Below are 13,683 nucleotides of genomic sequence, written 5' to 3' on the forward strand. Positions count from 1 at the left end.
AACAAATTCAGGAATGGACATGGGCGAGCCAGTAGAAGTGCATATCGTTCACGCATTTACCCAACAGAACGAAGGCGGCAATCCGGCAGGAGTTGTCTTGAATGCCGACACTTACACCTCCCAGCAAAAACTGCAGATCGCCCGCGCCGTAGGTTTATCTGAAACTGCCTTCGTCTCCAGCTCAGACTGCGCCACCTACAAACTGGAATTTTTCACCCCGAACCGCCAGATTGCCCACTGCGGCCACGCCACAGTCGCCACATTTTCACTTTTGCGCGAATTAGGCAAAGTCGGCGACGGCATGTGCAGCAAGCAAACCATAGACGGTAACCGCGACATCCTCATCAAGGGTGAACTCGCCTTCATGCAACAAAGCACGCCGCGTTATCAAAGCATTTCTGCCGATGACAGCAACGGCGCCGGCTATGCCGGCCTATATGCCCGCATCTTGCAAAGCATGGGCCTGACAGAGCATGACCTGCTGCGTGACCGCCTGCCCACCATCGTCAATACCGGCAATGCCTTCCTCGCCATCCCCATCATAGGCCGCGAATGCCTGGCAAATATCCAGCCCGACCATGAAGAAATCGGCAACATCAGCGAAGAACTCGACCTCGTCGGCTTCTACCCCTTCACCCTCGATGTGCAAAATACTGGCCATGCCGCCAGCACCCGCATGTTCGCCCCACGCTACGGCATAGGCGAAGAAGCCGCCACCGGTACCGCCGCAGGACCCCTGGCCTGCTTGCTCTATACCCAATACAACATCCCCGGCCCCACCTTGCACATAGAACAAGGTGTACTCATGGAACCCGCCTCCCCCAGCCTGATCAAGGTTGAGCTGGACATACAGCAAGGGCAAATACCCAGCCTCATGGTAGGTGGCAGAGCCAGGGTAGAGAAGACCATGGCGGTCAGGTTTTGATAGGGCAGGCCACAATGTGTTGTAGGTTGGGCTACGCCTTACCAGCCCAACACTCAGCCTATCAATGACGTATTCGTTTATTAAAGGTCCAGTGTTGGGCTGGTAAAACGTAGCCCAACCTACGTCATGTCCCCACCCACGATTCTTTCCACCGCCATAAACTCATCACTTAATCATCTAACATATCATTTACACAAGCAAAGACCCCGCCCCGACAAAATGTTACACTAGCAGCCTATGCAAGCTGCCCTCTCCCCCAACGTCACACCCCGCATCATCCATCGCGGTATTGAGCCCTATCAGCTCACTTTCGACGCCATGCGCGCTTTCACTGATGCCCGCGACGAGCATACCCAAAATGAATTCTGGATCGTGGAGCACCCACCCGTGTATACCCTGGGCCTGGGCGCTGACCTGTCACATGTGCTGGCCGCCCATGACATCCCGGTAGTGCAGACTGACCGTGGCGGTGAAGTGACCTACCACGGCCCTGGCCAAGTCGTGATCTACCTGTTAATAGACTTGCGCCGCAGCCATCCCAAAGCCCGTTTATTCGCCCGCGAATTCGTCAACAAGATAGAACAGGCAGTCATCAACACCCTGGCAGCGTATAATCTTGCTGGTGAACGCAAAGAAGGCGCGCCCGGCATCTATGTCAGCAACGGCCAGTGGCAAGGCGCCAAAGTCGCCGCCCTGGGCTTGAAAGTGCGCGGCAACGGCTGCACCTATCATGGCCTATCACTGAATGTAGATATGGATTTGACACCGTTTTCCTGGATTAACCCCTGTGGCTATGCTGGTCTTGCCACCGTGGACATGAAAACCCTGGGCGTGACCATGCCGCTAGCCCAAGTCCAGAACGCGCTCGCACAAAATTTGCAAGATCTTTTGACTGTCCCCTGATTTTTCGACATCGCTTCATACCATGACAACCGAAAACACACCCGTCGCCACCGCCGCTTACGATCCCACCGAGAAACAAAAAGGGGCAAGCAAGACTGCGCGCATCCCCATCAAGATCATCCCGATGGAAAGATTGCCCAAGCCAGACTGGATACGCGTCAAGGCCGGTTCACCGACCACCCGCTTTTATGAAATCAAGGACATCCTGCGCGCCAACAAGCTGGTGACAGTCTGCGAAGAAGCATCCTGCCCCAACATAGGCGAATGCTTTGGCAAAGGCACGGCCACCTTCATGATCATGGGCGACAAATGCACCCGCCGCTGCCCATTCTGCGACGTCGGTCATGGCCGCCCAGACCCACTCGATGTTGATGAGCCAGCCAATCTGGCAAAAACCATTGCTGCGCTGAAGCTCAGCTATGTCGTCATCACCTCCGTGGATCGCGACGATTTGCGCGATGGCGGAGCAGCCCACTTTGCCGAATGCATTACCCGCGTCCGTGAATTATCCCCAATGACACGCATAGAAATCCTGACACCGGATTTCCGTGGCCGCATGGACCGCGCGCTCGAAATTTTGAACATGGCACCACCAGATGTCATGAACCACAACCTCGAAACCGCGCCACGTTTGTACAAGGAAGCGCGCCCGGGTTCTGACTATGAATATTCCCTGAACCTGCTGAAACGCTTCAAGGAACAACACCCGAACACCCCAACCAAATCCGGCATCATGGTGGGCCTCGGTGAAACCGATGAAGAAGTCCTGCAAGTCATGCGCGACATGCGCGCCCACAACGTCGACATGCTGACCATAGGCCAATACCTGGCCCCAAGTGGTCACCACTTGCCAGTGCGCCGCTATGTCCACCCAGACGTCTTCAAGATGTATGAAGAAGAAGCCTACAAAATGGGCTTCGCCCATGCCGCCGTTGGCGCCATGGTGAGGTCAAGTTACCATGCAGATCAGCAGGCGCATGGGGTGGGGACGGATGTTAGAAATCAGTAATTGGCGAGACAAATCAGATACTGACGAGATAAGTCAATAATGTAACAGTCCAAATTTTTACAATAACATTATAGATATCAATAACTTACCACCTATTTCAGCCTTTCCAAAGGATGAAAGAATTTGGCGAATTGACTGGTTCGGGGAAGTAATCTTCCCGAACCGCTTACTTCGCCGAACACAGCCTTCTGTCCTTGTTCACCTTTCAAGAGTTCAAGACGACCGTTTTCCCGACGATCTGACAATCCAGCTTTCCCCTCAATCAACCTCACCTGCCAGGTTTCAAAAGAAAGTCTGGATTTCCGTTGGCACCCTGCCACGTTTAAGGATCGGTGATCTTTGGCTGAATGGCCGACTGATAGTGCAACCCGACTATGAGCTGGAAGAATTCCAAGACATTGAAATTAACAGGGAATCAGCGCACCTGATCAAGGCTGGATTAAATCTCAATGATCAGGGTTTTTTACTGCCGCTGTCTGAGCATCCGTGGCACATGAATTGCACTCAGTCCTATTGCGTGATGGCCAATCTTTCAGGCAATCGGCGAATGATCATTCCCTGCATGGAATTGATCCGATTTTATTTCGGCTCATCCAGCAATCTGATCACAGCATTGTTCCTGCCACCGCTGAATCGAACATCCCTCTATATCAAAGCCTCACTGAACAAAATTAACGGGCGCTTATCATTGCAACTTGCGGAACACATATCTGGGGCATCCGCAGCAGATATCGGACGCTTGCACTTGGACACCACAGCTTGGCAAGCGGCACTCCTGATAGGAGCCTCCATGCTTACCAGTTCGGTCACGCGACAATCGATCTATCCCCAAGGCTTATTTCCTTTTGAAGGAACAACGACATTGATCGCAGCTGGCAAATGGCTTTCATTTGCAGACAAGGCGCGTGCGACATTCATTGTCTACAGCTTGCGCTCCTGTTCTCACGCATTTCCATTCAAATCACTACGCTACGAGAAGTACAAGACGAGTACCAGCAACGGTGAGATTGGCAGACCAGGCTCTGGCAGCACCAAAGAGCGTTCCCTCAAATCTGCGAAGGAAGCACAAACTCAAAGTCTCGAAGAACGCGACGGATCAAATAGCTTGGCAAGTAAGACAAAATCTATCCGCATGGAGCCACGCTTTCCGGACCTCACGAAGAAATCCATCTGGAAGGATAAATCGCTTGTCAATAATGACAGCACCGGCAATAAGTATGCTGGCGCAGCGCCTCCTGTTCAAGCGGCTGCAGTTGGTCAACCAGGGTCAGAACAAAGAATTCGATCAGTGGATTTTTCTGTGCTCATCAATAGAGATCCATCGCAACGCTGGCCAGTCCCCAACTTTTTAAAACCAGTGATTATGCAGCTCTCTGAGTTGAATCAGCTAAACATCGAACTGTTGACGGAAAGCGAAGAAGACGGCTGGACAGTACCTATCCTCATGCTGTGTGATGAAGATGGTGTTATCGACTCAAAATTATTTATTGAAAATGGCACAAACACGTCACGTCCTCTCCGGGTCGCTGTCTTCGCCATCAAAAATCAGAATGAGCACATTAGCTTAGCAATTGTTGAGTCTACTCCATTGTACATAAAGCTCTACGCAACGAATGGCAAAAACGTTGAAGAAATATTTGAAACTTTATCCTGCGTGGCAAATGACTATCTTGCCCGTCCTGAGTTAGAGGAAACCAATATTGCTGATCTTGTTAATTGGATTTTCCGCCCCGACGTCGATTGACACTCATAACTATTTTCCATCGTAGCGAATTTCGTAATAGTGACTGTCGTTGCCATTACAACCGTCACGGGATCATATGTACTTCAAGTAACTATTGATACTCTTTCCTCTCGATCATAAACACGATTGGACAGTGGCAAATAGTTTCGATTTCATTCAGTGTAATTTTTTTATAGTGTGGATATCACCATAAAAAAATAATCGCACACTTCTCTAGAGAACTGACGACAATATCGTCTCCGTGAATAGCTACTTATGCTTCTCCTATCACATGCGAGCAACTACGCATCTCGCCCTGGGATCGTGCAACTCCCGGTAACATGATTACCATAAAAGCATATTCGATCTTGCACAAAACGATCAGATACGCTCTAACCAGATTCTGACTTTGTCCAGACTCCCGAATTTCCTTTTTAGCTTAAGGGCCAAGTCACCACCCGAAATGATAACAACGGGATGACCATCTTGTACAAGTTCCTGATATGCCTGGGAGTCGAGATAAGAAGTTGTAACTAAAATACCAAACTGGCGGTGCCTGAGCCGTGAAATAAGTCGAGATAATGCTTTCACTCCGACGGCTACGTTCGTTCCGTAGCACTTTGCCTCCATCGCAAATTCAACGTCTATAGCGCCCGCGCCGTGTCCAATACGATACAATCCAATTGCATCTCGTCCTCCATCGCGCCAAGGTCTGGTGATTTCGTATTCACGGATGTTAACCAGAAATAGCTTGGCAAGTTCCATCGCACACCGCTCAAACAAATATGGATCATCCTTATAAAAGGTGTAGACAAGTTTAACGTAAGCGCGTAGCTCATCAGTGTCGGGAAGTTGCTGCGATTTCGAACGAATATTTTTTGTAGGTTGAGAGCGTAACGGTGAGAATTTCCGCCCGCTCACCCAGTCAAGCCATGGCTTAGGTGCATGCGCAGATCCAACAGCATTACCCGCTTGCATATCTTGAATCCATGCACGAGATATAACTGGGACATCTAACACAGTGAAAGTGGCTTTATAGTTTTGAAATCGAATATCATCCTCAGTTGTCCGCCAAACCGCCACCAAGTCATCATCACTTCCTAAATTTTCAGCTCCCGGAACGGCCAGCCCCAAAAAACGAAGATCTCTATAAATGCCTGTATTTCCGAATAATAAGATGGGAGGGAAATGCTCACTTTTACTATGATTGTGCGCTTCGTCAAAAAGATTGCGGAGCATTAAATTACCCTGCCTGGGAGTCTGGTGCAAATCACCAGGGCTTCGTTTATCGCCGTAATAAATAAAAATTCCGCTTTCACGATCCAGAGAATCTGGCCAGTTAATATCTGAAAAATTTGTCTTCAAAGCAAGCAGTTTAAGTGTCCTGACTTCTGGTCTCTTCCCCAAGTGGCGGAATCCAGCGCCGTTATCGACACTTAACAATCGCGGAAGTGGGTCATCTGATGCATTACCGTTACGGGATCCGCCATACACTTCATCAACGTTCAAATCACAAAGGTCAGGTTCATTGACAATCATTTTGGTCCACTCTTTCTACCGCAGATACGTAAAATAGCAATGTGTCTCTTCGACATCAGAGCATACGCCACTGTCATAAAATCATACTTTTCCCCGAGACCTCCAAATGGCAAAGCGCGCTGATTTCCACACTCATTGCCTTGGTAAGCTCACTCAATTGAAGCATTCATAAATTGCTGGCTTCATTGATCTGTTTCGGGTAGTGTAAAGAATTATGCCAAGTTGGCACCTCGTTTCATTCAATTCGCTATCATCTATTTTTTTAAATCGTCAAGACAGCATGTCAGCACGCGTTAACCTATATAACCCAAATTATCTAACTGGTGCAAAAGGCTGTTTATTATTAAATGGCGTCGACGGATCATACCAACCGTCATGGCGCTATCAAATTTTGTAAACATATCGAATGATGTCATATGCGGCACCAAAATCATGGGTACTTGCATGTCACGTAGAATTTTAATGATTGGTAAGTAAAAATTTCTATCGTATTGGGAATTTACGAAGCCGACATCGTCCACAGGAATTTGATAGTCGGATGTTTTGATGTGAGAAAATGCTTGGACGTTATCGCCATGTCGACTTGTCATCGAGAGCCAGCAAAGTATCGGCGCTTCAGGAGTATTGAAGCGCAGGGCACTTATAGCATCCACCACTTGATTTGGCTTACTTCTATAACTTTGACCTATTGCCAAATGATGCATGGTTGAAAATTTAGTTTTGTCCTGTATTAGTGATCCGAAGTGAAAGTCTGTGCCAGCAGCAATTACCCCAGTCTTGAATCCTGATTCCAGATAATGTTTCAAGATTTTTTTATCTGGTTCTTTCAGTCTATTCACGTCGGCAATAAACACTTCATCGAAAACATTGAATCTATTTAAGGGAAGACCATACGCTTTGCATAAATACGGTTCATCTGGATTCCAGATGTCTACCTGATCAAATGAACTTGCCTTGAGGACTGTACATCTAGGCGGATTCTTATTTTGCAATGTTGAATAGTATGCTCGTGCTTCTATAGAAAACACTGTCTTCGGTTTAAACCGTAAGTTCAAGATATATCTGATTAAACAGCATATTTCGTCTTCACCTGCGACTTCGCCAGCACTGTTAGTAACATGTGCGACATCATTACAAAAAATTTGTTGTGAAATTTTTTCTAAGAGGTTTTTTGCGAGTCGATATTCGTCTATATTCTTCATTCTTGCGGCAATATTTAAAGCCGTATCATGAGATATCTGACAATCGTATTCAGATGCAAGGATTTTTTTTAAGACTTGAGCTTCAGATTGAATTTTGGGTAGCATGATGACTAATTCCTTTTGAGAGAGCACGTTTAGACATTGAACACAAGTGGCGCTACTGCTCGCTCCCTTGATATGTCTGTCCGTACTAAAGAAATTGTCGATGAATTTGAAGTGAAATTGCCTTTTCACCATACGAACTTTAAAAGCTCGCGCAGCTGGAATGTCGCAACGTAACAAGCCAATTTTACTGTGGTAATTAGTGATATGCAACGAGTATTTTTATTTTTAGCAATGACTTACTACGACTGGCAACGTGCCCAGCTTTCCGATTCCAGGAAAATATAATCACTACCAAATACTTTAGAGTACTGAAGAATTTTGGGGTCGTGGGATTGTGCAGACCTTTGATACGTCTTCGTGTGACGATGGATGCAATTTGGTTTTGTATGGCAACAATAAGCCCTTCTTCTACGGTATTTGATAAGTCTTCCAAAAGGAGTATATGTATTGGCATTCCACCCAAATACCTTTGCCCAATTTATTTAATTGCATAAGTTTGGATATACAAAATGAATTTCTCACTGGCAGTGCGTGATTTTCTTGAAATGGGCGATAGGTCAACGATGATGCAAATATTAATTTAGTCGAACGGAAAATATATGAACGGCGCTTTGAACCAAATCAAACTACTTACAAGTACCACGGCATTGAAAGAAGTTAATATTCCCGATTACTTGAAATCAATGGATTGCACCAAGGCCATACGTTTGCGGCTGACAAGCAATGTGGCATCCCAAGGAGGCTATACTGCATTGGCTTTGTCCATTGGCATATACAGTGCAAAAAGATGGGAGTCCAAAATTACAGACGATAATCTTGGTGTCTCAGATTTATTGGCTCTCGTAAATCATTTCAGCGATCAAGTGCTACCCGCATTACTTTGTAAAAATTCAGGTGGTTACATGCTGGATTGCACAGCCATTCCTGCATCCGACTATAGTTTAAATGACTTGGTCTGGGCATTACGACGCTATTTCGCCAAGACTATTGAACTTAATTGTGATCTTAGAGAAATGAAACTCGAAGGATTGTCCAACTCTTCTATTATCGAATATGGAATTACCCTTTCGAAAGAAATGTTCATCCTCGCACACCAAATTTCACTCTCATTGTACGAAGAAAAAGCAGTTTCAAAAAAACAGAAAAATAGCCTACTTTTGCTGACCAATAACCTGAAAGGAACATTAGGCCAGATTATTGGAGCGCAGAAAGTATCGCTAGCAATGATGGAAAGTGCTATGCGTGGAGCAAATACATTCATGGAAAACGAGTTCGCAATCAAGACTGCGGGCTAATGTTCCTTGATCTGATTTGCTAGCAGCATATTCGCATAAATAAAACTACTCAGTCACATGAAAAAGCCACTTGCGGCTCGCTTCAAAACTTTACAAGGAAAATAAATTCCAGTCCTGAATGAGGCAGTGCAGTTACATGCTTTATCTGCACCATAAGTAATGAGGGATTGAACTGTATTTGTTTGATAAAAGCAGCGTTAAGATGCAACTCCTACAAAACATTCAAAAATAACTCGGCACGATCCTATTTTTAGCTTTGTATCACCTATGCCTTGTAGATGCCTTCTAGATGGAGGCTAATTGGGCACCTGGATACATCGGAGCATAATCATCTTGGGCTGGTTTTGATCCGCGTACAAGTGAGTGCAATCTCTTACTTGGACGTTTGATGAAGCTGGGCATAGCCTTACTAGGCTTTAAACCGGGTGGCCTAGTCTGGGTACAGGATAAATCTGTGGCGCTGCACAGCTAATTCGAGAAAAGCGAGAAACTCGGCGATGCTTAATAATGAAGATGGTCAAACATGCAGGATGCAATGACCGTATTCACGTGTCAGTCGATCAACCAGAGCACGCTCATGGGGGAGCATGGCACTTTCATCAACAAAGCGCCAAGTTCGCTCGTAGAGACCAAACGCCTCCTCACCGGTGATTGCATCGTGGGGATCACGATTCCATGCAATCAGTCGGAGCTGAGCAAAATCCCCGATGATAAACGCATCAATTGCCGTGCTCATGCATCAACTTTCCCTAAATGATATGCAATCCCGCCGTTTGCGCTAGGAATCGCGAGCGTACGCTTCCCTCTGGAGACATTGGAGTAAGAACGGACCACTGATGCGCGCCATTTACATTTTGGCCTCAAATCCCAGATATTAATGATTCACTTTATATCCGGCGCACAACGTATCCACCATTTTGCAAACTCTAGCAAGTTCAAATGTGATGACGACACATTTTTCAACTCACCTCCAAGATTTGGAGTCCCATTAGGTTCCCTGGTAATGAGTGCCATGTGTATATCGGCTGGCACGCCACGGAAGTAAGGCAGGTAGTCATCAACAAATGCAACAGGTTTTAAGTCGCTGAGTGCCTTGGCTTTTGGGCTGGTGTCTGTATCACTGTGTTCAGTCGCGACCACGTCGTCAATTGGAAATCCATGGCCACGGATATTCTGTAGCCTGGAAATCTTGTACGCCTGCTTCAGTGCGCTTACACACACCAGGTCATAACCGGTGTCCTTGAGCAAATGGCAAGCGTCCAGTGCACCTGGCAATGCTGGAATGGTGGACCAGAATTCTTCATCAAAGCACTGACGAAACCGTTCTAGTTCGTCCCCGCTCAATCTCTGAACATCCCATCGATCTATGGGCCAGTAGGCAAATGGATCTTTGATCGATGGCAGTACTCCAAACGCTTTTTGCCATGCCAATGCATAGGAAGCATGATAGTCGAGAAGCACACCATCTGCATCTAAAGCGATAATCCCTTTGGCCTTGGTTTGGCTATTCATTGTGTAGTTGCATCGTTCGTGCAGATTGTTGGGCAGCTACCGCTGGTCTGCTTAATCTGCTTAATGCGGCTCCATGATTTTATCACCGAACAGGAGCACGGCTTCTTGCAGTGACGACAGCAGATGATGCGTATGCTCCTGTCCCAGTTGTGAGACAGAGAATTGAATAAGTAGCTCACCCAGGCCAATGGCAACGGCCTGGGCTGGGATGCCTGGATTGTTTGAAGCGAATTTGGTGACTGTCTCTAAACATTGTGCGCGCAGCATAATTGCGCCGTGCTGTAATTCTTGAACCGAATGCATAATTTCTTTAAGTCGTATCCTGGTCTTGAAAAAACCATGGGATATAGTGATAAGTATTGTTTTTGTCAGAGAGCATGATTGGCACACGCCACATCAGTTAACCGCTGACGATGGCGTTCAGTTTTGCGCACCATTCTTTGGCTGCTCTCTCGCTCATGTAAAATTTGATGACAGGACTGCTTTCATCTGCGACTTCCAAGATCAGTGCAAAGTCACCGGCACGCTGTACACGCTCAAACGACGGCATGTGTATATTCGTCGTGCCAACCTGTCGACCTGGACCTGATAATTCCATGCTTTCCTTGATCTTCCATTCACAGCGCCAGGCTAACAAATACGACAGTTCATATATCTTGAAATCCTCGGTGCTACTATTGCAAAAAGCCAGTTTCCGGTTTTGTTTGTCAAAAATCAGGAATACTGGGCTGGGATAACCCAATAGATTTCCAGCATTGAAATTCAGATTGGACTGCCGGTTGATGCTCTCCACGAGGTCTTTGGCTTTTTTGTGCATACCTGCCAGCAGTCGGATAGACAAAAAGCAAATGACAACTGCCGCCATGAAGAAAGTGAAAACACCGCTTGTCCTGTTACCGCGCGACAGCAGCATGCCAAATAGCGCACCAATGGCTCCTATCCCGGATAAACCTGCCGGCAGGAACTACAAGTGTTCCAAGCGCAGCCGTGACTGCCGTTTTGAAGGTTCCAACCATTCCAATTCCTGTCTAGTTCAAATCCATCACAGGGACGTAAGCAGAAAACATCATGCTTGACTCATCCATAGCCGTCAGATTTAACCATTAAATATTTAATATTTGTGGTTTAACCACATTTTGTGATGTTACCAGAAAAACCAAGAAATACCACTATTCATGTGGTTATAAGACATGGAATGTGGAAATGGTTACTGCAAGACAGGAAAATCAATTCGCCAAGCGGATCGGCACTGCTTTGGCCAAGCAGCGGCTGAACAAAGGTTTAACTCAGGAGCAGGTGGCAGAGCTTATTGGCGTGGAGCAAGAAACGATTTCCAGATTTGAGCGAGGAGCAACGATACCGCCATTGCTACGGTTAATTGACTTGGCAGAACTGTTCAAGGTGCCGCTGGATAATTTAGTACGAGCAGGTTCTGCACGCCCACTGGACCAGGCAATTGATATCGCCTCTTCGCTCAGTGCTCTAAATGAAGAGGACCGGGAATGGGTCCGTGATTGGACTGTAGAGATGTGTAAAAAGCTGTCCCAAAAGACTTAAATTTATAAACTGATATCTAACACGATCAGTTTTTTTTGATTTCTCATTCATTACAGCTAAGGTGAGTTAAACAGCATTAGAAGGCCACTATTTGGATTTCCGAAGTCCTTCCAATTGAGTGACAAAGCTTCTTGAGAGCTCCTCTGTCCAAAGGGTATCTGTGTCTGCCCCCATGAAACGACACATTGTCTTTTTGCGTGAGAGCTTTCTTATCCTTGCAAAATTTACCCCATCTATATACTCCCCCAAGCAATCTCAATTGGACATCCAGCGGGATGTCTCGCTTTGCGGCAGCTATCCAACTAGCTTCGAAACAAAGTGTTTCTGCAATGTCGGCGACAGATATTTGCAGCGTCTGCCCCCCTTCTATTGAGATAGCCTGTTTCGGACATACATGAAACAGAAATTTTTCCGCACATGCTAATACAATCTTAGCCAACTTAGATAAATGCTCTACACAGCAATCGGCAACGTCACGATGCAGCAACTCTTCCGGTACTGCATCAATATTTCCCGCAAAGCGGAAAGACCATCGGTTCCCAGTTTTTATTCCTACAGTTGAAATCTGGCCCTCTTTCTGGGAGTAATTACGGAGTTTCAAAAAAAATCTGGCGTAGCGATCGTGTGAAAGCGACTCTTGCTGGCAGGCCCACCACTGTTTAAATCCGCACACATGTGCCATTTCTTTCTGCAACAAAAACGAAATACTTCTTGCAGCAAAAACAAAGGCGTTGAGACAGTATTTAAACTCATCTCCATGTCCTTTCTGCTGTCGCATAAGCCTTAAAAATAATCAGCCTCAAACAACCGATCCTCGACTCTTAGCAAGCTTGTCAGTCTTATTTGGGACATCTGTTAAATCAATTCAGCAAAGTTTCTTTGTATTGTTTTATAAGGTGACCGGCCATTCTATTAAACTTCCAGATGTCATCTGAATAAACCTCCAGCATTCCCGAATCATTATTTGTGAGGCCTGCATTGGCTTCTTCTGCCGCTCGAAGTAATAGGTCAACGAGATTTGTAGGGGCATGGAAAATGATCCATGGATGAGGCATTGCGTGGCTACCACCCATAACGCCGCCATTGCAACTGCTTATCGTGGCACAACCAATTGCTGTTAAAGCCTCTACTAAGCCTGCGACACCAAAATCTAGTCTGATCAGCGAATCAAAATCATCAAATAGTTCATCAGAAATTTCTGCCAATGCTTCCTCTTGCTCCTCTTCGGGAATGGATTCAATTCTTGTAAGTAGTTCAGCTTCATTTGCAATTGTTTCAATTGCTTCATCTATACGCACGTCACAAATTTGACCATAGTCATGGTTCTCATCAAGGCCGTCCGTGCTGGTCAGCCGTTCTTCATCTGGCATTTCCATTAGAGATGAATTGACCGATTGTTCGATAACTACATCTGCGGTATAAAGCATAAAACGCTCCCAGATTTTAAGTTTAAGGACTTTGCTACATAAATTTCTACTCTATGGTGGACAGATTAACAAAAGAGCAACGCCGACGCAATATGTCGGCAATAAAGGGAAAGAATACTGCCCCCGAAATTGTGGTCAGAAAACTCCTACACCGACTTGGCTTCCGATTCAGACTGCATGACCGAACACTACCTGGCACTCCTGACATCGTACTACCCAAATATCGTACTGTAATCATGGTACATGGCTGTTTCTGGCATCTACACGGGTGCGCACTGACCAAAATACCTGAAACACGTAGGGACTTCTGGCTCAATAAACTTGAAAAAAATCGGGCCCGAGACACAAATCAAGAAGCACAGCTCCTCTCCAATGGTTGGACGGTAATCACTATTTGGGAATGTAACCTGAAGTCAGAACACGCTCTACTTGCGCAGATTCAACCACTTATTGATAAAAAAAACAGCCCGACATGACCTCGTTCTG

At 46.3% G+C, this 13,683-nt stretch carries 15 protein-coding genes; 7 read left to right on the forward strand and 8 right to left on the reverse strand.

The features are described 5' to 3' along the window. Nucleotides 1-19 precede the first annotated feature (19 nt). From ACO0LG_RS25920 to ACO0LG_RS25935, 4 genes are all read left to right on the forward strand, one after another. Nucleotides 20-925 carry a PhzF family phenazine biosynthesis protein gene (locus tag ACO0LG_RS25920; protein WP_423030892.1) on the forward strand — a complete coding sequence of 302 codons (906 nt, stop codon included), beginning with the start codon at nt 20-22 and terminating at the stop codon, nt 923-925. 237 nt (nt 926-1,162) lie between these two features. Further along, the gene (lipB, locus tag ACO0LG_RS25925; RefSeq protein WP_423030894.1) at nt 1,163-1,828 is read left to right on the forward strand and encodes a lipoyl(octanoyl) transferase LipB; all 666 of its coding nucleotides are present in this window, start codon (nt 1,163-1,165) and stop codon (nt 1,826-1,828) included. Nucleotides 1,829-1,850: 22 nt separating this feature from the next. Next, entirely contained in the window at nt 1,851-2,837 is a 987-nt protein-coding gene (gene lipA / locus ACO0LG_RS25930; RefSeq protein WP_423030896.1) for a lipoyl synthase, read from the forward strand. Between the two features lie 361 nt (nt 2,838-3,198). Then, nucleotides 3,199-4,581: a hypothetical protein gene (locus tag ACO0LG_RS25935; protein WP_423030898.1), complete on the forward strand. Its 1,383-nt coding sequence runs from the start codon at nt 3,199-3,201 to the stop codon at nt 4,579-4,581. Nucleotides 4,582-4,941: 360 nt separating this feature from the next. On the opposite strand, the gene ACO0LG_RS25940 is transcribed toward ACO0LG_RS25935, so the two are convergent. Together ACO0LG_RS25940 and ACO0LG_RS25945 are read right to left on the reverse strand one after the other, a co-directional pair. Then, the gene (locus ACO0LG_RS25940; RefSeq protein WP_423030900.1) at nt 4,942-6,099 is read right to left on the reverse strand and encodes a restriction endonuclease; all 1,158 of its coding nucleotides are present in this window, start codon (nt 6,097-6,099) and stop codon (nt 4,942-4,944) included. A 293-nt stretch (nt 6,100-6,392) separates the two neighbouring features. Next, complete coding sequence (locus ACO0LG_RS25945; protein WP_423030902.1) at nt 6,393-7,406, reverse strand: hypothetical protein; 1,014 nt, start codon at nt 7,404-7,406, stop codon at nt 6,393-6,395. Nucleotides 7,407-8,005: 599 nt separating this feature from the next. Between ACO0LG_RS25945 and ACO0LG_RS25950 the strand changes: the two genes are divergently transcribed. Next, nucleotides 8,006-8,701 carry a hypothetical protein gene (locus tag ACO0LG_RS25950; RefSeq protein ID WP_423030904.1) on the forward strand — a complete coding sequence of 232 codons (696 nt, stop codon included), beginning with the start codon at nt 8,006-8,008 and terminating at the stop codon, nt 8,699-8,701. Between the two features lie 517 nt (nt 8,702-9,218). On the opposite strand, the gene ACO0LG_RS25955 is transcribed toward ACO0LG_RS25950, so the two are convergent. The 4 genes from ACO0LG_RS25955 to ACO0LG_RS25970 form a co-directional block, all read right to left on the reverse strand. Next, nucleotides 9,219-9,437 carry a hypothetical protein gene (locus tag ACO0LG_RS25955; RefSeq protein ID WP_423030906.1) on the reverse strand — a complete coding sequence of 73 codons (219 nt, stop codon included), beginning with the start codon at nt 9,435-9,437 and terminating at the stop codon, nt 9,219-9,221. Between the two features lie 146 nt (nt 9,438-9,583). Further along, nucleotides 9,584-10,213, reverse strand: a complete 630-nt coding sequence (locus ACO0LG_RS25960) for an HAD family hydrolase (RefSeq protein ID WP_423030908.1) — start codon at nt 10,211-10,213, stop codon at nt 9,584-9,586. 60 nt (nt 10,214-10,273) lie between these two features. Beyond that, nucleotides 10,274-10,516 (reverse strand): hypothetical protein, encoded by a 243-nt coding sequence (locus tag ACO0LG_RS25965; RefSeq protein WP_423030910.1) that lies wholly within the window; start codon nt 10,514-10,516, stop codon nt 10,274-10,276. Between the two features lie 97 nt (nt 10,517-10,613). After that, complete coding sequence (locus ACO0LG_RS25970) at nt 10,614-11,126, reverse strand: hypothetical protein (RefSeq protein ID WP_423030911.1); 513 nt, start codon at nt 11,124-11,126, stop codon at nt 10,614-10,616. A 290-nt stretch (nt 11,127-11,416) separates the two neighbouring features. Here ACO0LG_RS25970 and ACO0LG_RS25975 point away from each other — a divergent pair, with 290 nt between their 5' ends. Beyond that, on the forward strand, nt 11,417-11,770 hold the full coding sequence (locus ACO0LG_RS25975) for a helix-turn-helix domain-containing protein (RefSeq protein ID WP_423030913.1): 354 nt from the start codon (nt 11,417-11,419) through the stop codon (nt 11,768-11,770). Between the two features lie 76 nt (nt 11,771-11,846). Here ACO0LG_RS25975 and ACO0LG_RS25980 read toward each other — a convergent pair whose 3' ends face one another. Further along, entirely contained in the window at nt 11,847-12,548 is a 702-nt protein-coding gene (locus ACO0LG_RS25980; protein ID WP_423030915.1) for a hypothetical protein, read from the reverse strand. A gap of 82 nt (nt 12,549-12,630) precedes the next feature. After that, complete coding sequence (locus tag ACO0LG_RS25985; protein WP_423030917.1) at nt 12,631-13,197, reverse strand: hypothetical protein; 567 nt, start codon at nt 13,195-13,197, stop codon at nt 12,631-12,633. 53 nt (nt 13,198-13,250) lie between these two features. Between ACO0LG_RS25985 and ACO0LG_RS25990 the strand changes: the two genes are divergently transcribed. Beyond that, entirely contained in the window at nt 13,251-13,673 is a 423-nt protein-coding gene (locus ACO0LG_RS25990) for a very short patch repair endonuclease (protein WP_423008235.1), read from the forward strand. The last annotated feature ends 10 nt before the right edge of the window (nt 13,674-13,683 follow it).

Source organism: Undibacterium sp. Ji42W, assembly GCF_049340405.1.
Taxonomy (GTDB): domain Bacteria; phylum Pseudomonadota; class Gammaproteobacteria; order Burkholderiales; family Burkholderiaceae_D; genus Undibacterium.